Genomic DNA, 21,231 nt, shown 5'->3' on the forward strand with positions numbered 1-21,231 from the left:
CTCAGAACGTCACGTCCGGATCGATCCCGTCTGCCTTCATTTTCACGTTGTCGGCCTTGTTTGCCACCGTCCCGCTCGGGTGCGCGTACCAGCCGCTCCCATCCTCGGCGTCCGGGTCGTCGCGCACCTTCAAAATCGTGAACATGCCGCCCATGTCGATCGTCGAGAACGGACCTTTGCCGCCGCGCATGGGGATCGCGTTTTTCGGGACAGGCATCTTCATGTCGTCCATCCCGCCCATGCCGGATTGACCCATCGTCATGTAATCGGGCACGAGCGCCTGCACCCGCGCGTCGATCTTCTTTTCGTTCGCGCCGACCATCACGGGAAAGCCGTGGCCCATCTGGTTCATCATGTGGTGGGTCATGTGGCAATGCATGACCCAATCGCCCGGCTCCGTGGGCACGAACTCGATGACCCGCACGCTGCCCGTCGGCACGAGCACCGTCGTCTCGGGGAAACGCGCCGAGACCGGGACCTCGCCGCCGTCGGTGCCCACGACCTCGAAGGTCAAGCCGTGCAGGTGGATGGGGTGGTGATCCATCGCCGAGAGGTTGCCGAGCCGGATGCGCACGCGCTCGCCCTTGCCCACGACGAGCGGCGCCGTGCCCGGGTAGGCCTTCGCGTTGAAGGTCAGCACGTTGAAATCCGTCATCTCGTTCGGATCCGGCCGCCGCGTGCCGGCGGGGATCGCCCATTCGTGGGTGACGAGCGCGAAATCGCGGTCCACGCGCGGGCCCTTGGGGTTCTTCGGGTGCACGACGATCATCCCCACCATGCCGAGCGCCATCTGGGTCATCTCGTCGTAATGGGGGTGGTACATGAACGTGCCCGCCTTCGAGAACGTGAACTCGTAGACGTGCGTCTCCCGCGGCTCGATCGGCTTTTGCGTAACGCCCGCGACGCCGTCCATGCCGTTCGGGAGGATGACGCCGTGCCAGTGCACGGTCGTCGGCTCGGGGAGGCGGTTCGTGACGTAAAAGCGCACGCGGTCGCCCTCGACGACCTCGATCGTGGGGCCGTGCACCCGGCCGTTGTATCCCCAGCATTCGGCGTCGAGGCCGGGGGCGAACGTGTGCTTGACCGGCATCGCCACGAGGTGGCCGATCTTGACGCCGTCCTTCTCGACGAGCGGCAGCGTCGCCCCATTGGGCGTGACGACGGCCGGTTGTCCCCCGGGGAAAGGCCCGGCGCGGCGCGGACGTTTGCCCGCGTTCTTGTCGGGCGCGCCCTGGGCGAGCGCCTCGGAGGCGACGAGCGCGCCGCCGATCGCGGCGCCGATCTTCACGAAATCACGTCGATCCATGGTGCCTCCTTCAGTGGTCCTGCCCTGCCCCGACGTCCCCCGCGCCCATGCCGAGGCTCCCGACGCCCGGCGCCGCGAGCCCGACCGATCGATGCCGGCCCGCGAGGATCTGTTCCAGGGCCGCGCGCGCCTTCCAATATTCGAGGAGCGTCTCCGTGTACGCGATGCCCGTGTCCGTCACCCGGCGCTGCATTTCGAGCACCTGGAACACGCCGACCTGCATCGCGTTGTATTGCAAGACCGTCTCGGCGAGCGCCTTCTCCCGGGCGGGGATCAGCACCTCCCGGAAATGCTTCGACCGTTTGCCCGCGGACTCCACGCGGTTCTGCGCCATGCGGAGGCTCGCGCGCACGGTCGTCGCCGTCGCCACGTACCGCTCCCGCAGGACCCCGAGCTCGCTCTCGGCGCTGATCACGCGGCCCTGGGCCCGATCGAAGATCGGCAGCCCCACCGTGACGTGCCCGCCGATCTCCCAGCTCCGGCCGTCGTGCTCGCTATGAAACCCGCCCGAGAGGTGCGGCAAGCTGCCCTCGGCGCGCGCCACGCCCACGCGCTTGCCCGCGGCCTGCATCCGGCCCGCGATCTCCGCGAGCTCGAAGCTCGCCGCGAGCGCCTTTTTCTCTCCATTCGCGTCGACCGTATCGACCTCGGGGGGCGGCAGCGGATCCGGCGCCGTCCACGAGGTCTGCTCCCCTGACAAACCAATCGCCAGGTTGAGCCGCTCCCGCGCGTCGAGCAGCGCGTTCTCCGCCTCCGCGACCTCGATCCGCGACGCCTCGACGGCCGCGCGTTGCGTCGCGAGGTCCACGTCCGGCAGGTTGCCCACGCGGTGGAGCTCCTCCGCCGCGGCATACCCGGCCTGGTACGCGGCGAGCGCGCGCCCGCGCAAATCGAGCACGTCTTGGCGCGCCTGCACTTCGTAAAACGCGACCCGCGCCCGATACCCCGTGTCGAGCACCTGCCCCGCGACGCGCACGCGCTCGGCCGCGAGCTCCGCCTCGGCCGCGCCCTTGCGCAGGGGCAAGAGGATCACCCGCGAGATGTCGTATTCGATCCCGATGTCCGCCTGCAGGGTTTGAAACGGATCCTGCGGCGCGCGCAGCGAGACCTCGACCTCGGGGTTCGGCAAGAGCCCCGCCGTGACGACGCGGCCGCGGGCGATGCCGAGCTCGTACATCGAGGCCCGCAAATCGCGGTTCAAGAGGAGCGAGAGGCGCACGGCCGCCTCGGCATGCAAGGGTTTGGCGAGGATACGCGGCGCCTCGGCCGGATCCTCCTCCCAGCGCTCCTCGGCCGGGAGCGTCGCGGAGGGTGGCGCCGCGCCGCCCGGCGTTCGCCCCGCCCCTTGCGCCGCCAGAAACTCGTTCACGTCGCGCACGTCCGTATCGAGGGCCCCGTGGCCACAGCCCGCGGCGGCGAGCCAAACGAGCAGGACGGGAAGACCTTGGAAAACACGGGAGCTCGTCATGGATTCCGCTGCCTCACGGTCCGTGGTGGTGATGGTGATGCGCGCCGTGCCCGGTGTGCTCCGCAGGCGGCGCCTCCGCGGCCGGGGCGCCGGGAAGGACACACGCAGCGCCCTCCGCGCAGACGCGCGCTTCGAGCGGGTCTGTCGCGGCGAGCACAGCGCCCACGGAGGGCCGCTTCGCCGGCGCGGCCGCGGGGTTCGCGGGCGACGCGGGCCGGAACGTTTGGGGGGGCTCGGCGGCGCAGGCGGCCGTCACGAGGGCGACGATCAAACACGGGAAGGTTGGAAGCATCTTCATCGCAGGAAGGGCGCGGCGGAGCAGCCTGTCCGCGCGGGCGCGAATGTAGCATCTCCGCGCGCTTCGCCAGGCGAGGCGCGCGGAGCGGGAGTACACTCCGGCCCGCGATGACCATCAGCACCTTCGATCTGTTCAAGATCGGCATCGGACCGTCGAGTTCGCACACCGTGGGGCCGATGCGGGCCGCGCGCACGTTTGCCCTGGGGCTCGCGCAACGAGGCGCGTTCGAGCGAACGGCCCAGGTGAAGGCCGAGCTCTTCGGCTCGCTCGGCGCGACGGGCAAGGGCCACGGCAGCGACAAGGCCGTGATCCTCGGCCTCCTCGGCGAGACGCCCGACGGGGTCGACGTCGAGCGCGTCGAGGCGCTCGTGAGCGCCGTCCGGTCCACGGGCCGCCTCGCCCTGCTCGGCCAGAAGGAGATCGATTTCACGCTCCCCTCGCAGATCCTCTTCTCCCGCAAGACGCTGCCGTTTCACCCGAACGGGATGCGATTCACCGCGACGAACGCGGAGGGCGAGGTCCTCGACGCGCGCGTCTATTATTCGGTCGGCGGCGGCTTCGTCGTCGACGACCCCGGGGCGGGCGAAGGCGCGCCGAAAGAAGCCGCGAGCGCGAGGTCTCCCTACCCGTTCCGCACGGCCTCGGAGCTGCTCGTGTCCTGCGCCGCGGGCGGGCTCTCCATCAGCGACCTGATGCTCGCGAACGAGTCGATCTTCCGGCCCGAGGCCGAGACGCGGGCGGGGCTCTTGCGAATCTGGCAGGTCATGCAGGCCTGCGTGCAGCGCGGCCTGCGCACGGAGGGCACGCTGCCCGGGGGCCTGCACGTGCAGCGGCGCGCGCCGGGGCTCTACCAGAATCTGCTCGAAAACCCGGAGGCGGGCCTGCGTGATCCGCTGACGGCGATGGATTGGGTGAGCCTGTACGCGCTCGCGGTGAGCGAGGAGAACGCCGCCGGGGGGCGCGTGGTCACGGCCCCGACGAACGGCGCGGCGGGGATCATTCCGGCGGTCTTGCATTACTACCGCAGGTTCATTCCTCACTCGACGGACGACGGCGTCGTACGTTTTTTGCTCACGGCGGGGGCGATCGGGCTGCTTTACAAGGAGAACGCCTCGATCAGTGGCGCGGACGTGGGTTGCCAGGGCGAGGTGGGCTCGGCCTGCTCGATGGCGGCGGGCGCGCTCTGCGAGGTGCTCGGCGGCAGCCCCGCGCACGTGGAGAACGCGGCCGAGATCGCGATGGAGCACAACCTCGGGCTCACGTGTGATCCGATCGGCGGCCTCGTGCAGGTGCCGTGCATCGAGCGCAACGCGATGGCCGCGATCAAGGCGATCCAGGCCGCGCGCCTCTCGCTGCGCGGCGACGGCCGCCATTTCGTGGCCCTCGACAAGGTCATCAAGACGATGCGGGACACGGGCGCCGACATGAAGGAGAAGTACAAGGAGACCGCGCGCGGCGGCCTCGCCGTGCACGTGCTCGAAGCCCCGCTCGACACCGGCACCGACGTGAGCGTCGGCATTCCCGAATGCTAGGTTGACAGACGTCCCCGGTTGTCCCAAAGATCGGCGCTTCGAGCAGAGAGCAGGCCATGGGGGATCACGTGCGCGCAGTCTGGGAATCGGTGCAAAAGGTCCGGACGGGCCAACCGCTCGTGCACAACATCACCAATTACGTCGTGATGAACACCACGGCGAACGCCCTCCTCGCGCTCGGCGCCGCGCCGGCGATGGTGCACGCGGCCGAGGAGGTCGAGGAATTCGTGGCCATCGCCTCGTCGCTCGTGATCAACATCGGGACGCTCTCGTCGCCGTGGATCACGGCGATGCGCCTCTGCGCCACCCGCGCGAACGAGCTCGACAAACCCTGGGTGCTCGATCCGGTCGGGGTCGGCGCCACGCCGCTCCGGACGCGCGTCTCGGATCAGCTCGCGCAGATCGGGCCCACGGTCATCCGGGCGAACGCCTCCGAGGTCCTCGCCCTCGCGGCCGTGAGTTCGAAGCACACGCGCGGCGTCGACAGCACCGACCCGTCCCAAGCGGCGATCGAACCGGCGCGGCAGCTCGCGCAGACCTACAAATGCGTGGTCGTGGTGAGCGGCGCCGTCGATTACGTGACCGACGGCGACAAGCTGCTCGCCGTCCGCAACGGCCACCCCATGATGACGCGGGTGACGGGCCTCGGATGCACGGCGAGCGCGCTCGTCGGGGCCTTCCTCGCGGTGGAGCCCGACCCGCTCGTCGCCGCCGCGCACGCGATGGCCGTGATCGGCGTCGCGGGCGAGATCGCCGGAGCGCGCAGCGCCGGCCCCGGCAGCCTGCAAATGAACCTGCTCGACGCCCTGTACCAGCTCGACGAAGCCGCTCTCGCGCGCGTGAGGATCGCGTGAACCAAGCCCGCCTCCTCGCCCACGTCGCGCTCGCCGCGGCCGCGCTCACGTCGAGCGCGGGTTGTGTCGTCCTGCGGCGCCCGACCACGTTGCCAGCCGCGGACAAGCCTTACGTCGCCGTGCTCAGCGGCGAGATGCCCGAGCCGATCACGATGGTGGCGCGGCACGCGTGGATCGTGGCGAACGTCGCGGACCAGGGCTCGCTGCTCCGGTACGAGCTGCTCTCGCGCGCCTTCAAGGAGCCGACGACGCAGCCGCTGGAGTATTTCGGCGAGGGGGACGTGGCGCTGCACGGGGTCGTCGAGGGGGACCGGGCCTCGATCCGAAACATCGTCCAATGCCTCGACGAGGAGACGCCGCGGTACAACGAGGAGCACCCCGATTACTGGCCGATCCCCGGCCCGAACAGCAATACCTACGTGGATCAGATGCTCCGGCGTTGCAAGATCCCGGTCGACCTGCCGTCGACGGCCATCGGCAAGGATTATCGGGGGCCGATCGGGATCTCGACGACGAGCGGCGGCACGGGCCTGCAGGTCGAGACGTGGATCGCCGGCGTGAGGCTCGGCCTGCGGGAGGGCGTGGAGCTGCACATCCTGGGATTGACGATCGGCGTGGATTGGTGGCCGCCGGCGTTGATCTTACCGGTCAACCCGGGCCGGATCGGCTTCGACGATCGCTGATCAATTCGCCGCGTCGAGCTGCCAGCCGAACGCGAGCCCGAGGAACACGGTCCGCATCAGCTCGCGCCGCTCGAGGCGAAAGAAATACCCGCGGCCCATCAGCGTGCCGTATTTCTCGAACGTCTTTCCGAACCGCGCCGTGAGGGCCATCGTGGTCTCGTCGACGAACGGGATCAACCCCGCGCGGGTTTGCCGCACATCGTCCGCCGGGGTCCAGTTCACGGCGAAGAGCGCGCCGAGCCGCGCGCGCTTCGTCACGTCGAGCTCCAGCCGGACCTCGGTCGGGAGCACGAGCGTCATGGGCACGCGTGCCGTCACGCCGTTCACGCCGATCCCGGTGAACAGCCCCAAATACCCGGACGGCCCGATCGCGACCGCGACGCCGGCCGGATACAGCTCGAACCCGAAGCCAAAACCCGGCGCACCGCCCGCGCCGAGCTCGAGCCCCAGGCCAAAGGCATACGCGAGCCGCTTGCCATACAGGGCACGCGCGGAGAGCCCGCCCATGAACAGGCCCGACAGATCCCGCGCGGCCTCGGGATCACGGGCCTGCGCGTACCGCAGGAACATGTTCACGCTGCCAAGGCCATAACGGCGATCTTCGACGTCGGGGAGGTCGGCCCGCGCCGGCACCAAAAAGCTCGTAATCGCGCCGACCGCCGCGAGTCCGGCGAAGGCCGTTTTTCCTATCCGACAAGCGCCCATCTTGGGGATTCCGGGCTTCGCCTTGGAGTTCGGCGCCTCAAGGCGACAGGACGAGCACCTGCACCTGGCTCGGCACGATGCGCATCCCAGGGCAATTCGTGTTGTTCTGGATCGCCGCGCTCGTCATGCGCGTGACCGGCGCTCCGCCGACGAGGCACGTGAACGCGCCCGTCACGTGGCGGCGCGGCCCCATCACCATTCCGCTCGCGACGCCGAGCGCGATGCCCGGCGTATCGCCCATGCTCATCACGCCGGTCGAGAACATGTTATGCGCAGGCGCGCACATCATCAGGCAGTGGTAGGCCGCCGGGACGGTCATCGGCCCCATCTGGATGTTGGGATAAGGAATGGGCACGGGCGCGGGCGTGGGCGTGAGGCACACGTCCGGGAAGCCGAGATCCATTCCCATCATCTGCGTATTCGCGAACATGGCAGATCCCCCTATCCCATGTGAATGTGCTCGCCGTCGAGCTTGACCAGCCCGTCGGCCGTCATCAGCGTGTTCTCGCCGTGGAGGCGCATGCTCTTCTCGGCCGTGTAATCGACCCGCTTCGCCCGGAGCTGATCGATTTCCTCGACGAACCGGTACGCGCGCTTCACCTGCTGCATCACCCGCTCCGCCACGACGTCGAGCGCGCCGACCGTGGTCTTCGCCGACGCGATCTCGGCGAAGAGCTCCTTGCCGACGACGGTCAGGCGGCCGAGGCCAAACGTGCCCTCCGCCGCTTTCACCTCGACGGCGGGCGCGACCAGGGAGACGTCCCCCGCGGAGACGACGCCGACGCCCTTCGCGGTCGTCACCGAGAGCCGCCCGTTCGGCAGCCGGAGCGCGCAATCGCCCTCGACCGAGAGCGTCGCGGGCGCGCCCTCCGCGCGCTCGAGCACGGCGAGCACGTAGGACGAGCCGTCCGCGATCGACGCGAGCAGCACCCGATCCCCCGGCACCGGTTCGAGCAGGCAGCTCGCGGCCCGCCGCGCCTCGTGCACGGCGCCGTCGGCCCGCACGAAAAAGACGGCGCCTTCCACGCGGAGGACTTCGCCCGCGAGTTGTGTCGCGAGATCCGAGGGTCTCTGTTTCGTCGCTAGGTTTCGCATGGCTCTCGCTCTCCGATCATCGATGGGACGACTTGTAATCCTCGGCCTTCGCGAGCTCGACGTCGTCGCCGAGCGCGAGGGCGCGGCCCGGCCCGAACGTCGTCGCCTCCTCCTTCACGCGGTGGAAGCGCGCCCGGAACAACGTGGCGCCCTGGAACACGGCGGCGCTCACGTCGGCATACGAAAAATCAGCGTAATGGAGCTCGGCGCCCTGGAACATCGCGCCCACGAGGCGTGATTTCTGCCAGACCGACATCTGCGCCTTCACGTCACGAAAATCGGCCCCGGGCGCGTCGAGGTCGACGAGCATCGCCTGGCTCAGGTTCGCCCCGCGCAGGCTCGCCTTCACCATCCTCGCCTCCGCGAAGAGCGCCTGTTCGAGGCGCGCCCCGTCGAGCTTCGCCTCTTCGAGGTTCGCGCCCTTGAAATTGCAGTTGTTGCAGCGCGCCTTGGAGAGATCGGCGCGCTCGAGGTTCGCGTCCATGAACTGCGTCTTCGCGAGGTCGAGCCCCGCGAGAGATTGTCCGGACAGGTCGCAGCCAATCAGAACCGCCATGTGAAAACGCGCGCCGTCGAGCTTCGCCTTCGAGAGATCACAATGCAGCACGTTCGCGCGTTCGAGGACCGCGCCTTCGAGCGAGATGCGTGGTGTGCTCGTGTTGACGATGTTCGCCTTGTCGAGCGTGGCGCCCGCGAGCGACGCGTCGTCGAGCTTGCTGTCCACGATCGACGTCACGACGAGCTTCGCCCCGCAAAACGACGCCTCGGAGAGGTTCGACGCATGGAACGTCGCCGCCGTGAGATCGGCCCTGTCGAGCTTCGCGGAGGGCAACTCGCACTCGTTCAGCACGGCGTGCCGGAGGCTCGCGCCCGTGAGGTCGGCGTTCGCGAAATCGCAATGGACGAACGTGGCCTCCTTCAGGCTCGCGCCCGTGAGGTTCGCCCCGACGAATTTCACGTTCTCGAAGATCGCGCCGCCGAGATCGATCCCCGACAGATCCACGCCCGAGAGCCAGGCGCCCGCGACCATGGGTCCTTCTTCGAGCGCCTTTTGCAGCTCCTCGCGGTTCACGACGCTCCCTCCGGCCGGCGGCGCTCCGGGACCACGCGCACCTCGGTGAGCAGCGCGTCCTTCAGGTTCGTCTTCGTGTCGAGCTTCACCTTTGCCATGTCGCTCCGGAAGAGGTTCGCCCCGCGCAAGTCCGTGCCCCAGAGCTTCGCTTTCTGCAGGATCACCATCTTCAGGCTCGCCGCCACGAGGTCGGCGCCGGAGAGGTTCGTCCGAATGAACAGGCTTCCATCCGCCATCACGCCGCGCATCTTCGCGCCCGAGAGATCACACTCGGAGAAATCGACCTCCGGCATCTCGGCAGCCGTGAAATCGGCGCCCGCAAAACCCGTCGTGCGCATGCACGTCCGCTTGAACCGGGCGCCGCGGAAATCCGCGCCCGCGAACGAGGTTTCGAGCACCATCCGCGCCCCTTCGAGCGAAGCGCCCGCGAAGCTCGCGCCGTCGCCGCGCACCTTCACGAACGTCGCCTCGCCGAGATCGGCCCCCGCGTAATTCACCTTCTCCACTGTCGATTCGAGGAAAATTGCCTCGCGGAGGGCCGCCCGCGCGAAATTCGCCTCGTCGAGCCGGACCTTCAGGAAGAGCGCCTTCGCCCCCGACGCGCCCGCGAGATCCGCCTTCACGAGGTTCGTCTCGATGAACTGCGCGCCGTCGAGCTTCGCCCCCGGGAGCTTCGCCTCTTCGAGCTCCGCCTTCCAGAAAATGGCCCCGGCGCAATCGACCCCGCCCGAGAGCTTCGCTTTCTTCAGGTTCGCGAACCCGAGGTTCGTCCCGACGAGTTTTGCCCCGTCGAGATCGGCCCCTTCGAGGTTCGCGCGCGCGAGCATCGCGTCCGTCAGATTTGCGCCCCGGAGCTTCGCGCCCGCGAGGTTCGCCTGTTCGAGCAAGGCCCTCGTGAGATCCGCGCCGGAGAGATCGATCCCGGCGAAATCGACGCCCGTGAAATCACGCCCTGCGAGGCTCTCGTTTCGATCGAGCGCGGCTTCGATGGATTGCCGGAAGGCGCGGCTCTCCTCGGCATCCTTCGACGACGCCGACGGCGACAGGTGCCCGTAACGCCGGTAGACCTCGAAGAGCTTCTCCTCGGTCTCCCGCAGGGTCTTCTCGAACGCCGGATCCGCGAGCTTCGCCTCGGCGTGCGGGAGGGGGACCCCCGCGTTCCTGCCGAGCTCGGCTTGGTCCCGCAGCCATGCGAGCTCCTTGTCCGCCGAGAACTTGGGCGGCCCCCCGCCCTGGCCTTTCGTGCGCTTCACCGTCTCGTCGTAATCGACCCCGATCTTCTCGAGCTCGGCCCGCGCCTCGGCCTCGAGCTGCGCCTGCACCTCGTCCGCCTGCTTCTTCGCCGCCTCGCTCTCGCCCTCGACGCGCTCCAGGAAAGCCACGAGCTCGGCCGGATCCTTCGGCGGCTCGACTTGCTTTTGCTTTTGTCGTTGTTCCTCGATGTGGGCATCGACCTTTTTGGGATCGAACCCGGCCGCCAGGAACTCGGCGCGCATCGCCTCGAGCTCCTTGTCGGCCTGCTTTTCGAGGCGCTTTTGCAGGAGGTTCTCCCGCTCCACGACGCCCATCATGTCGTTGAACGTCTCCTCGGGCGCCTCCGTCTTCGGATCGTCGGGCGCGCGCGAGGGCATCAGATCGTCGTCGGCGAGCGCGTAAATCGCGCCGTGTTTCTTGTCGTTCCGCTTGTCGACGACGCTCCGATAATGCGTGGGGGAGCGCGGCTCGCCCGGCCGCTCGAAAGCCGCGACGACGTGAACGACGTCCGCCGCGTCGTCCTCCTCGACCTCGAGCATCCCGCGATACAGCACCACCGCACGCTTCGCGTTCGGGAAAAGCCACACCGTATCGATGCGCGCAGCGGCCTCGCGGAATGCCTCCTCGCCGTTTCTCCGCTGCAGGATGAAGAGCCGCGGCCGCAGGCGGGGCAGCCGCGTCGAGACGACGGTCTCGGCCGCGTTCATCCCGTGCACCTCGAAGGTCTCCTCCCCCGTGAAATACCCCTGGATCTGCTGGTCCTCGGGCGCGGCGTTGAAAAAGGTCCAGTCGATGTCGGCGGCGAGCCCGGGGAACCGCGTCTTCAGCCATTCGTCGTCGTACGTGCCCGCCTTGCGCATGCGCGCGGGCCAGGTCTGGTCGACCGGCGCGAAACAGACGGGCGCGGCGCGCTCGCCCTTCTTGCTCACGAGGCGCTTCGGATCCTCGATGTTGGGCAGGAAATGCACCTTCTTGCCGTCCACCTCGACCGGGGCCGCGCCCTTGCCCAGGGGGTTGTCCGGGAAATCCTGCCCTCCGAAGGCGCGCTCCCAGGCGACCGGCATTTGCACGAACGGCTCCGGATCACTCGGCCCCCCGAGCTCCCAGCGGCGATCGCCGACCACGTAGAGCTCCTTCTCGACGAGCGCGCGCGTCCCGCGCAACACCCGCAGGCGCACGCTGCGCGCGGGCACGGGTTTGCCCCCGAGCGCCAGGGCCTTGCCGGCCACGAGCACCTCGGCGCGCTGCTTCGTCATCCCCGCGTCGAAGACCGTCTGCGGCCCGGCCTCCTCGGGGATCATCGTCCACATCGCGGCCTCGTGCAGGGGCCGGTCCTCCTCGCCGAAGGCGTAATACGCCATCGCCGTGATGACGAAATACGCCCGCCCGTCGTTCTCGAACGTATGCGTGAGCAGGCCGAGGCGCTGCGGCTTGATGATCTTCATGGAGGCGCGCTCAGATGATCTTCATGCCGGTGAGCAAGGTAATCGCCTTGGTCCCCAGCCATGTCGCCGCGCTCTCGATCTTCGTCACGTTGACCTTCGCCGAGAACGCCTTCGTCTCCGTCTTGAAAGCCCCGACCTCGATGCTCATGCCGGCCACCAATGCGAGCTTCAAGCCCGCGAACATCTCGATCTTGCCGCCGACGTTGAACTCGGTGTGGAGCCCGATCACGCCCTCGTTCTTGCTGATGAGCGTGATGTCGAGGTTCGGGCCCACCGTGATCTTCGCCTCGGGCCCGCCGAAAATGCTCTTGTCGTCGGCGGCGACCGTCACCGTCCTGTTCGCGAGGACGAGGACGTTCATGTTCGACGTGACGTTCTGCGTGTAGCTCTGCGTGACGTTCACCGTCACGTTGCCGACGACGACGTCGTTGCGATTGCCCGTCACATTGAGCGTGCGATCGCCCGTCACGTTGATCGTCTGGTTGCCGCCGATGTCGAGCGTGGCGTTCTTGTCGACGTCCACGTCGAGCGTGCCCACGTGTTGCTTGCGGAGCCCCGAGACCGTCGTCTCCTGCGTGGGCCATGTCTCCGTGACCTTCCCGGTCACGGTCTCGTCCTTCGTCGACCCGTACGTCTCCTTCACGTATCCGGTGACGCTCTCTTCCTTGTAGCCGCCGACCTGCATCGTGTAATACGTGCCGACGGACTCCGTCTGGTACGAGCCGACCTCGATGTTCTGCCACGTGCCGACGATGTGATCCGTCGATTGACACGTGTGCCAGAGACCACGCTGATCGGTCTTCAGGATCGCCTCGTGATCGTCGTTCGGCGAGCCCATGCGGAGGTACGTATTCGCATAAGGCGTCGACATCGTGATGCGCTGCTGGCCCGCCTTGTCCTCGAGCTCCCAGCGATTGCGGCCCCCCGTCTGGATGACGTTCTTCGTGTGATTGCCGCTCGTCACCGGGCTCGGCGTCAGCGCATTGGGCACGACGCCCGAGATGACGGGACGGTCGGGATCACCGCCCAGGAAGCTCACGATGACCTCGGTGCCCTTCCGCAGCGGGAAATGAAAGCCCTCGATGCCGCCGCCGTGGGGCTGCATCATGCGCACGTACGTCGACGCCTTGCCGTCCTTGCCGGTGCCCTCGTCGAAATGGAGCTTGATCTTGTACCGCCCCATGTCGTCGATCTGCGCGTATTCGCTCTCCGCCGCGCCGTCGACGACGCCATTCTCGAAGCCGTGGATGCGCGGCCACGCCGCGCGCGACTCCGGCCGGAACTGCACGTCGGCCGGGATCGCCAGGACCTCCACGAAATACACCTCGTCGTGCGAGAGGTCGACGAGCTCGCGGAAAGACGCGAGGCCCATCGCCTGGTTGCCGTGGTGCGCGACCTCGATCGCGAGATAGCGGGCATTGAACTTCGCGCGCGGGTGATCCTCGAGCTCGAACGCCTTGCCCGTGTGGAGGTGCGTGCGCGTCCCGGCCGCCTGGAACACGACCTGCCGCGCCTTGTACTCCTCGGCGCGCACCTTGGCGAGGCGCGCGCCGGCCCCCGGCGTGAAGAACCGGTCGCCATACCAGACGACCTCGGCCGAGCCCTGCTGCGACACCGTGGCCTTGCCCGAGACGTCGAGGTTCGGCTTGGTGTCGTCGTAATCCGCGAGCTTCACGGAGGCGGGCAACGAGACGTGGGCGCTGCGGAACGACCGGAACGAGGCGCGCGCGCTCCGGTCCTCGCCGGTCTGCGGGTAATACCGGATGGGCAGGCCGAGCGGCTCGTCGTCGTAAGACTCGTTGTCGCAGAGCACGAGCTTCTCGCCCCCGTCGGCGTGCTCGAAGAAATAATAAATGCCCTCGCGCTCCATCCACCGCGAGAGGAACTCGAGATCAGTCTCGCGATACTGGCAGACGTGGGCCTCTTTCTCGTAGCTGCCGAGCCGGAGCTCCAGCCCGTCGCCCGAGATACCGTGCTCCTCGAGCACCGCCTGCAGGATCTCCGGGACGCTCATGTTCGTGAAGACCCGGCTGTGCCGCGCGAGCGAGAGCTCCCAGAGCCGCGGGACCATCGTCGCGCGGAGCAGCGCCTGCCCGTCGGTCTCGTGCAAGAGCTCGATCCCCGCGAGGATCCCGGCGAAGACATACGGAGGCAGCCGGTCGTCGGCGCGGTCGATCACCATCTGCGCCTTGGCGCCGACCGCGTCGCCGAGGTCGACGCCCTCGCCGCTCTCGCTCTTCGCGACGAGGAAGACCTCGAATCGATACGGCCGCGAAATCCACTCTCGCCCGCGGAAACCCACCACACGAACGTCATCCGGCAGGCCACTCGAAGAGAACGTGATGAGATCGGTCATGGTCCGTACCCTTCAATCGAAGAGGCCCGAGGGCCAAGCCACCAAACGAAGCTCGAACGAGACGCCCGGCGGGCGCTCAGCGCGCGGGCGGAAAGCCCGACGCCGGATCGACCACGACGCGCGACGCGTCGACAGGATCCACGAGGACCGGGAGGCGGAGCCCAGGCACGAGCTCACGCGCCTTGATCGGGCCCGCGAACACGCTCGCTTGCGCCCGGAGGGGCGGCCGCCCCGGGGACGTGATGTCGAGGGTGAGCACCACCTCGCGCTCTTGCCCCTTGCGCGAGGTGCCGTCCTTCACGTCCACGACCGTGCCCTCGCCCCGAATGCCCTCCTGGAAGACGCGCTGCTGCTTCGCCTCGAACTTCCCGAAATCCTTGACGGCCCACACCAAGAACCCCAGCACGAGGAGCCCGCCCAGGATCTGCAAGAGCAGCTTCACGTCCATGAATCCCACCCGACCGCGCCGGAGAATACCGCCCCGCGCGCGCCCACACAAGCGTTCCGTGCCCCAAGGATCCGACGCTACTGGATGTCGCTCGCGTCGGGGAACTGAATGCTCGGGTCCTTGATCTCCGTCGCAGCCGCGACCTTGCCCACAAGCTCATCGATCAGCGGATCGATGCCGGTGTTGTAGAGCGGATCGTCCCACGCGCCGTCGTGGAACCAGCTCTTCAAGATCTCGAGCTTCTTCAGGGTGCTCTCCTTGTCGAAGACCGTCGGGGCCGGCGCGTCGAGCTCCTTTTTCATCAGGTAGAGCCCCATCCGGATCGCATTCGTCACCATACGTGTATGCGCCGGCTGCCGCGCCGGATCGGCCACCACGTGCCGCGTCCCTTCGAGCTGACGCGTGAGCAGGAACGGCCGCGGGCTCGCCCATTTTCCGTGCCCCGCCGCGTTGAAGTCCTCCTTGTTCCGATCCCGGTCCGGCGCCTTTGCGTTGAGCCAACCGAGCGGCGCGCGCGCCTTCGCGACCATCCCCTTCGCCATGAGGAAGCCATGATGAATCGCATAACGGTTCATCAACGTGGACAGGAAATAATCGCCGTCGATCGAAGGAATGCCGTTGCCGGCGATGAGCAGGGGCGCGTCGTACTCCCACGCGGTCCAGAACCACGATTGCTGGATCACGTCCGTCTGGAGCTCGCGGATGTCCTCGTCCTCGGGCACGTCGGCGAAATCGGGCAGCTCGATGCAGGTGCTCGCGCCCGTGCAATGCAGCGGGTTCACCCGGATGATGTCCCCCACGTGCCAGATCGGATTGCGATCGATCGCGCGGTTCCGCGCGGACTCCGTGGGCCCCGTCGTCGCGCTCGGCGGCTCGGACCCGTGCCAGACGTTCGGGTATTCGTCCGTCTTCCTGCGAAAGAGCATGTGCTGCGCGATCTGCACGCTCTTCCATTTCTCGCGATTCCAGGCGACGCCGGCGTCGTCGGCGCCGCCGTTCCAGGCGTCGGGCTCGGTCATCTCGTCGATCGCGTCGTAGAATCGCCAGAACTTCGCCTCGTCGGCCGGATCGGCGCGGTAGTCGTCGACGATCGCATACCAGGCCTCCTCCATGCCCATGATGGGCCGCTGCGCGTGCCAGGGGATCCACTCGGCCACGCTCTCGAACGGCGGCAGGCCGGCCGGCGTGTTGAAAGGGTCCTCGGACCAGCGATCGAAGGGGATGCCCACGCGGAGCTTGCGGAGGTCGATCGCGTCGAGCTCGTCCGCCACGGCCGCGGCCTTGTCGATGCTGTCGATGGGGCCGTCGAGGATCTTTAGCTTCTGCTCTTCGAGCGACGCGAGAAAGACACGGTCACGCGCTTCGCGGCGCTCGTACGAATCCATCTCGCCCTCGGGCGGCAGCTCCCCGAGGACCTCGCCGCCCGGCTGGTACGGCCGGTAGGCTGTCGCCGACACCGGCACGATCGCGTGTTTTTTCCGCAGCGCGTCGATCAGGGCCACGATGGCGTCCGTCTCCTCGGCGCCCACCTGATCCGCCTCGGCCCGGCGGCGAATCGTGGCCTCGTCATAGTCGATCGCCGCGATATCGATTCCGTCCGGGGAGTGACAACCTGCACACGCGCCCCGCACGCCCGGCTTGCGAAATGCCTTGACGCCTGCCTCGATCAAGGCATCGAGCGCGGGATCGGTTGGCGGATTTCCGGCGCCCGCGCCGCTCTCGGAGGAGCCACCTCCGCCGCAGGCGAGGAGCGAAGACACGACGAGGAGCCATCCCGCGCAAGCAAAGGTACGCATGGAGGCATGTTCCTGAACCTTTGAGCTCGAATCAAGTCCGAAACAGCGCTCAGACCAGCAGAACCCCCACCCCCGTCGCAATCGCGCCGACGCAAAGCACCACGTCACACGCCCGGCGGTGATTCACGGGTCGGATGATGGTGAGCAGCATCGAGAGCACGACCATCGGCGCGCCCACGAGCGTCGTCTTCCACCCGTTCGACGCCGCGATCATGATCCCCACGAACGCGACGAGGAACACGCCGCCGAAAGGCGTGAGGGGGTTTCCTTCGTCCGCGGACGCAATCCGAGAGACCGCCGCACCCGAGGCGACGAAGGCGAGCACGAAGGCGCCGCCGCCTTGCCACGCCCACCCCGAGCCCGCGCCGCCGGCGAGCGCGATCACCACGAACACCATTCCTGCGAAGAGCGCGGCAGACGATTCGAGGATCAGCATCACCGCGTACATGGCGAGCGCCCCTTCCCCTCGCACCTCCACGTCCCTGGCAGCCCGCTCCCGCTCGGCTCTCCCCGCGAGGCTGTCCGAAACACCCGTGGGGCGCAGGAGCGCCTGTTCTTCCGGGGTGGGCATGGCGACCGCGAGCGCCTCCGCGAACGAAGGGCTGCCGAGACCCACCAGGGTGGCGAGGAGCATGAGCGCGCCAAGCGCAGCCGTGGGCGTGGCGAAATCCGACGCCGGGCTCTTCAGAGAAAAGCCCACGCCGCCGAGCACGAGAGCCGCGGTGATGAAGCCGAGGGAGCGATAGACGGCGCCTCGGTCCATGGGCTCCTTGGCCCGATACGCCGCGGCGACGCGGCGGAGGTCGGGCGGGACGAAGGTGAGGAGGAGCGCAGCGCCGGCGAGGAGCCAAGGCGCGGGTTTCGCGCTCAGCGTGGAAAGCGCGACGAGGATGGGCGCGAGATGACGGGCGTACGCATAAGCGGATCGGCTCATGTTCGGGCCTGGTCCTCGTGGGACTTGCGCTCGTCCCGGCAAAGAGGAAGGTGGTGGATCCGCATGGACGATACCTGGGAGCGCGTCGGCGCGCACCGCCATCGTTTCGAGGCGCCCGATCTGCTCCACACCCGCGCCGTGGGCCCGATCTCCCGCGACGAGTTCGCGACGGCGCTCGACGTGATCGAGCGCCACGCCGAGCGGGGCCCGATCTTCTGGCTCGTCGACCTCACGCACCTCGACGGCATCACGCCGGAGGCCCGGCGCCTCCTCTCGGAGCGAGACGCCCGCGCGCACCTGCGCGGGATCGTCCTCATCGGCGGCGGCTTCCCGCAGCGCGTCCTCGCCACGCTGGCCCTCAAGGCCGTGCGCCTGTTCTGGCGCCACGAGACCCACGTCCCGTTCGCCTTCCTCGCGGACGAGCGCGAGGCGCTCGCGTGGATCGACGCAGAACGACGCGCGCGCGGAGGCCCGCGCGTGAATCTACGCGACAAGAGATCGAACGATTGAGGGAATTCAGGCGGAGCGGTGGACGGTCATGAGCAGCGCTGTCCCGTCCGGCGTCTCCACGATCCCCACATCACGAAAACCCGCCTTTCGATAACAAGCCACGGCGCGCGCATTCGTCGGGTCGGGATCGGTCTGCACCTTGGTGACGCGGGGATCGGCGAAGAGAAAATCGAGAAACGCACGAATCATCCGGGTGCCGAGGCCTTTGCCGATTCGATCGGGGTCGCCGATGGATTGGTCGATGCCAAGCGCGCACGGGTCGGTCTCGGTGAGCCACCAGCCGTCGGCCTGGGTCGCCATGACCCGATACGCCTGGATGAAGGCGAACGGCTGGCCGTCCTCGCACGCGAGGTACGGGAGGAGGCCGGCCGAGGCATCGAGCGGCAAGGTGCCCGCGTCGGCGAGGCACGGGCGGTACTCGTCGCGCAGCTCGTCGAGGGTCGGCGTGGGCTGCCACCATGCGGCGACGTGGGGCCGCGCGAGCCAGGTGTGCAGCATGGGGAAGTCGGCCTCGGTGAGGGGGCGGAAGGTGAGGGGCGCGGACATGGGGCGAGTCTACCCTGGCTCGGCCTGGACGTCCGTGCTGGGGGTGTGGCTCGGGAGTGGGCCGCGGACGAGGTGTCGTGTAGAACTCGGTCCGCGAGGACGGCCACCGCCATGATCGAACGCGTCTCCTTCACCAACTTCAAGTCCCTGCGCAAAGCGGAGATCGCGCTCGGGCGGTTCATGGTGATCGTCGGGCCGAACGGCTCCGGGAAGACGAGCATCCTGGATGGGCTCCACTACCTCGCGCAGATCACACGGTCGTCGCTGCCAATGGTGATGAACGGTGCCTTCGGCCCCCTGAACCTGATGAGCCGCAACACGACGGGACCGATGGCGATGATGCTCTCCGGCCGTTTTCAGGGCGTCATCGCAGGGGTCGAAATCGTCGTCGTGCGCGGCGGAGAGCCGTCCGACACGGGCTTCGTACCCGATTGGGAGGCAACGGTCGTCGAACGATGGGGGAAAACGAGGCACTCGCAGAGCTTCATCGACCGCATGGGCGACATCGAGAATCCCCTCGATCCGACGACGGATCTGGCCGATCTGCTGGCGCTCGGATATACACTCGGCTCCACACGGAAGCTGCGGCAGGATGTGGAGAAGCTCGCGGCCGCTTCCTACAGCGACGAGGAGGTGCCGCGCTTGGGTGTCGATGGGGAGGGCCTCGCCACCATCCTGGCGGATCTCGCCGGACGTTCTCCAGAAACCCTCCAGTCGATCCAGGACGCTGCACGCCAGGTCATCCCGACGCTGGAGCGTATTCGTACGCGAAGGGCGAAGGTAACTCGGCGCGTGGAGCAGGAGATTCGCATCGACGATAGCCCCATGATGCACGCGGTGGAGCGTCACTACTGGGGCCAGCAACTCGTCCTTGACTTCAAGGGCGCGCCCGACGTCCCCGCGCCCCTCGCCAGCGAGGGAACCTTGCTCGTCATCGGCCTCTTGACCGCCCTCTGGACGGAGCCGCGCCCCCGTCTCCTCCTGCTCGACGACATCGACAAGGCCCTGCACCCGCGCGCCCAAGGCGAGCTCGTCGCCCAGCTCCGCAAGGTGCTCGCGATGGATCCCGAGCTTCAGATCCTCGCCACCAGCCACTCCCCCTACCTGCTCGACCATTTCGAGCCCGAGGAGGTCCTCGTCACGGCCCTCCGGCCCGACGGCTCGACGGCCTGCGCGCCGCTGACGGAGCACCCGGATTTCGAGCGGTGGAAGAGCACGACCCGCACCGGGGAGTTGTGGAGTTTCGTCGGAGAGGACTGGGTGACGAAGCAGGCGAACGACGCGACGGATCGGCCATGAACGCAAGCCCCCACCTCCTCGGGCTGGTCGTCGAGGGGCCGTCGGATGCGCGGACCGTTCCGGAGATCGTCGATCGGGTTCTCGTCCACGGACTCCCCGCGCAGGCGGAGGATCTGGACGGCCTACGCGCCTTCCGCGGGCTCGACGCCGGGACACCGTTCCTCGCGTGGAAGGATGTGGATCGCGCGTCGAGGCCACACAGGGTGCCGCGAAGGCATGGTCATTTCGGCGCAGAGCCCGCCATCGAGGACGCGCGGACGGCGGTGCTCGCGCTTCGGTGTTTCGTCGCCGAGGACCCGCAACCGGCAGCCGTGCTGCTCGTGCGCGACAGCGATGGCAAGCCCGCGGAGCGCATGCGAGGCCTGGAGCAAGCTCGGAAGGACGGCGATTGGCCTTTCGAAGTGGTCCTCGGCGTGGCCCACACGATGCGAGAATGCTGGGTGATCGCCGCCTTCAAGGCGCAGAACAAGGAAGAGCAGCAGGCGCTCGCGAAGCTGCGGAAAGAGCTCGGATTCGATCCCACCCTTCGATCGGCCGAGCTCGATGCGACGAACGACACGGCCAAGAAGAGCCCCAAGCGTGTCCTTTCGTGCCTCACGGACGACGCAGAACGCGAGGCCTCGGGCTTCCAGGACACGGACATCGAGCACCTCCGGAAGGTGGGGGCCGGAAATGGCCTCGCGGCGTTCCTCGACGAGCTCGGGCAAAGACTCGTCCCGAGGGTTGCCGCTCGGTCGTGAGGCTTCCCCCCACGTTTACCTTGACATCCCCCCCGCACCAGGTGTCCCCTTCCCCCGTATGCGCCACCTCAATCTAGGGGACCTTCTCCTCGTCCTCCGCAACCTCTCGACGGAGCGCAAGGACGACCTCCTGCTCTCCGGCACCGGAATCGTCTACGCGAAGATGCTCGCCAAGCAGCAGGCCCAGATCGAGGCGCTGCCCGAGGCCATGCGCGGCGGCCGTCCCCTCGCGCAGCAGCTCGGCGACAAAGACGATGAGCACGACGGGTATGGCGAGGCGATTTATTACCTCACCGAGGCCCTCCTGCGCCTGCCCACGGCCCCCGCGGCCCTGAAAGAAGCGGCGCAAGGGGTCCGTGACGCCTTCGTGCCGAGGCTCTCCACGCTCCGCGCCTCGTACGCAGACGAGGCCGCCGCCGCCTCCCGCAAACGCCACGCGCTCGATACCCGCAATGCCGAGCTGCAATCGATCCGCGTCCCCTTCCCCGTCGGCGCGACCTTGTACGATTGGGCCAGCTCGTTCGTCGAGGCCGGCGAGGGCCTCGACAAGCTCCTGCACAACCGCTCCCTCGTCGGCAACGATGGCCTGAGCGCGCCCGCCATCAAGGTGCGCGCGGTGACGCTCGGCTTGTTGTCGCGGTTCCGCGCCGCGCTCGTCGACGAGATCGAGGCGGAGCCGGCCCTGCCGAGGGACCTGGAGGCGCGTGTCTTTGGCTACCTCGACGATCTGCAAGCGATGCGCGAGCAAGCTGCCGCCGCGCGGGCGAAAAAGCCGGAGCCCGCCGCCGGCGAAGGCTGAGGCTCCGCCGAGGTCGAGACCTCCGCCGAGGCCCACGGGCGAAGGTCCACCAAGATCGGGACCTTCGTGAAGGCTCGCGCGTGAGGCTCCG

The 21,231-nt window shown here is 68.1% G+C and carries 20 protein-coding genes; 7 read left to right on the forward strand and 13 right to left on the reverse strand.

Annotated features, from left to right (window positions below; translation table 11 throughout):
- Position 1: 1 nt before the first annotated feature.
- Genes E8A74_RS35615 through E8A74_RS35625 form a run of 3 tightly spaced genes read right to left on the reverse strand, consistent with a single transcriptional unit; the run spans position 2 to position 3,072 of the window.
- Positions 2–1,306, reverse strand: coding sequence for a copper oxidase (locus tag E8A74_RS35615; protein ID WP_136933545.1), 1,305 nt, complete (start codon positions 1,304–1,306; stop codon positions 2–4).
- 10 nt (positions 1,307–1,316) lie between these two features.
- A complete protein-coding gene (locus tag E8A74_RS35620) occupies positions 1,317–2,774 on the reverse strand; it encodes a TolC family protein (protein ID WP_136933546.1) in 1,458 nt (485 codons plus the stop codon).
- 13 nt (positions 2,775–2,787) lie between these two features.
- Positions 2,788–3,072: a hypothetical protein gene (locus E8A74_RS35625; RefSeq protein WP_136933547.1), complete on the reverse strand. Its 285-nt coding sequence runs from the start codon at positions 3,070–3,072 to the stop codon at positions 2,788–2,790.
- Positions 3,073–3,179: 107 nt separating this feature from the next.
- Here E8A74_RS35625 and E8A74_RS35630 point away from each other — a divergent pair, with 107 nt between their 5' ends.
- From E8A74_RS35630 to E8A74_RS35640, 3 genes are read left to right on the forward strand one after another with little or no spacing between them, the layout of a single operon-like run.
- Positions 3,180–4,604, forward strand: coding sequence for an L-serine ammonia-lyase (locus tag E8A74_RS35630; protein ID WP_136933548.1), 1,425 nt, complete (start codon positions 3,180–3,182; stop codon positions 4,602–4,604).
- Positions 4,605–4,660: 56 nt separating this feature from the next.
- A complete protein-coding gene (thiM, locus tag E8A74_RS35635) occupies positions 4,661–5,458 on the forward strand; it encodes a hydroxyethylthiazole kinase (protein WP_136933549.1) in 798 nt (265 codons plus the stop codon).
- Positions 5,455–6,141 carry a DUF3750 domain-containing protein gene (locus E8A74_RS35640; protein WP_136933550.1) on the forward strand — a complete coding sequence of 229 codons (687 nt, stop codon included), beginning with the start codon at positions 5,455–5,457 and terminating at the stop codon, positions 6,139–6,141. The genes thiM and E8A74_RS35640 overlap by 4 nt, the downstream gene beginning before the upstream one ends.
- Here the strand turns inward: E8A74_RS35640 and E8A74_RS35645 are convergent, their stop codons facing one another.
- The 9 genes from E8A74_RS35645 to E8A74_RS35685 form a co-directional block, all read right to left on the reverse strand.
- On the reverse strand, positions 6,142–6,774 hold the full coding sequence (locus E8A74_RS35645) for a hypothetical protein (RefSeq protein WP_136933551.1): 633 nt from the start codon (positions 6,772–6,774) through the stop codon (positions 6,142–6,144).
- A 109-nt stretch (positions 6,775–6,883) separates the two neighbouring features.
- Positions 6,884–7,276, reverse strand: a complete 393-nt coding sequence (locus E8A74_RS35650) for a DUF4150 domain-containing protein (RefSeq protein WP_136933552.1) — start codon at positions 7,274–7,276, stop codon at positions 6,884–6,886.
- Positions 7,277–7,287: 11 nt separating this feature from the next.
- Positions 7,288–7,941, reverse strand: coding sequence for a DUF3540 domain-containing protein (locus E8A74_RS35655; RefSeq protein WP_136933553.1), 654 nt, complete (start codon positions 7,939–7,941; stop codon positions 7,288–7,290).
- Positions 7,942–7,957: 16 nt separating this feature from the next.
- Positions 7,958–9,013 carry a pentapeptide repeat-containing protein gene (locus tag E8A74_RS35660; RefSeq protein WP_136933554.1) on the reverse strand — a complete coding sequence of 352 codons (1,056 nt, stop codon included), beginning with the start codon at positions 9,011–9,013 and terminating at the stop codon, positions 7,958–7,960.
- Complete coding sequence (locus E8A74_RS35665) at positions 9,010–11,712, reverse strand: DUF2169 family type VI secretion system accessory protein (protein ID WP_136933555.1); 2,703 nt, start codon at positions 11,710–11,712, stop codon at positions 9,010–9,012. The genes E8A74_RS35660 and E8A74_RS35665 overlap by 4 nt, the downstream gene beginning before the upstream one ends.
- A 10-nt stretch (positions 11,713–11,722) precedes the next feature.
- Positions 11,723–14,068 carry a type VI secretion system Vgr family protein gene (locus E8A74_RS35670; protein ID WP_136933556.1) on the reverse strand — a complete coding sequence of 782 codons (2,346 nt, stop codon included), beginning with the start codon at positions 14,066–14,068 and terminating at the stop codon, positions 11,723–11,725.
- Between the two features lie 76 nt (positions 14,069–14,144).
- Entirely contained in the window at positions 14,145–14,516 is a 372-nt protein-coding gene (locus E8A74_RS35675) for a hypothetical protein (RefSeq protein WP_136933557.1), read from the reverse strand.
- Positions 14,517–14,593: 77 nt separating this feature from the next.
- Complete coding sequence (locus E8A74_RS35680) at positions 14,594–16,312, reverse strand: hypothetical protein (protein WP_136933558.1); 1,719 nt, start codon at positions 16,310–16,312, stop codon at positions 14,594–14,596.
- Between the two features lie 49 nt (positions 16,313–16,361).
- Positions 16,362–17,246 carry a hypothetical protein gene (locus E8A74_RS35685; protein WP_136933559.1) on the reverse strand — a complete coding sequence of 295 codons (885 nt, stop codon included), beginning with the start codon at positions 17,244–17,246 and terminating at the stop codon, positions 16,362–16,364.
- Between the two features lie 63 nt (positions 17,247–17,309).
- Between E8A74_RS35685 and E8A74_RS35690 the strand changes: the two genes are divergently transcribed.
- Positions 17,310–17,756 (forward strand): SpoIIAA family protein, encoded by a 447-nt coding sequence (locus E8A74_RS35690; RefSeq protein WP_136933560.1) that lies wholly within the window; start codon positions 17,310–17,312, stop codon positions 17,754–17,756.
- A 6-nt stretch (positions 17,757–17,762) separates the two neighbouring features.
- Here the strand turns inward: E8A74_RS35690 and E8A74_RS35695 are convergent, their stop codons facing one another.
- Positions 17,763–18,302: a GNAT family N-acetyltransferase gene (locus E8A74_RS35695; protein ID WP_136933561.1), complete on the reverse strand. Its 540-nt coding sequence runs from the start codon at positions 18,300–18,302 to the stop codon at positions 17,763–17,765.
- A 111-nt stretch (positions 18,303–18,413) separates the two neighbouring features.
- On the opposite strand from E8A74_RS35695, the gene E8A74_RS35700 reads away from it, so the two are divergent.
- Genes E8A74_RS35700 through E8A74_RS35710 form a run of 3 tightly spaced genes read left to right on the forward strand, consistent with a single transcriptional unit; the run spans position 18,414 to position 21,140 of the window.
- A complete protein-coding gene (locus E8A74_RS35700; RefSeq protein WP_136933562.1) occupies positions 18,414–19,601 on the forward strand; it encodes an AAA family ATPase in 1,188 nt (395 codons plus the stop codon).
- Positions 19,598–20,341 carry a hypothetical protein gene (locus E8A74_RS35705; protein ID WP_136933563.1) on the forward strand — a complete coding sequence of 248 codons (744 nt, stop codon included), beginning with the start codon at positions 19,598–19,600 and terminating at the stop codon, positions 20,339–20,341. The genes E8A74_RS35700 and E8A74_RS35705 overlap by 4 nt, the downstream gene beginning before the upstream one ends.
- Before the next feature lie 58 nt (positions 20,342–20,399).
- Positions 20,400–21,140 (forward strand): hypothetical protein, encoded by a 741-nt coding sequence (locus E8A74_RS35710; protein ID WP_136933564.1) that lies wholly within the window; start codon positions 20,400–20,402, stop codon positions 21,138–21,140.
- Positions 21,141–21,231 lie beyond the last annotated feature (91 nt).

The sequence above is a fragment of the Polyangium fumosum genome (genome assembly GCF_005144585.1).
Classification (GTDB): domain Bacteria; phylum Myxococcota_A; class Polyangia; order Polyangiales; family Polyangiaceae; genus Polyangium; species Polyangium fumosum.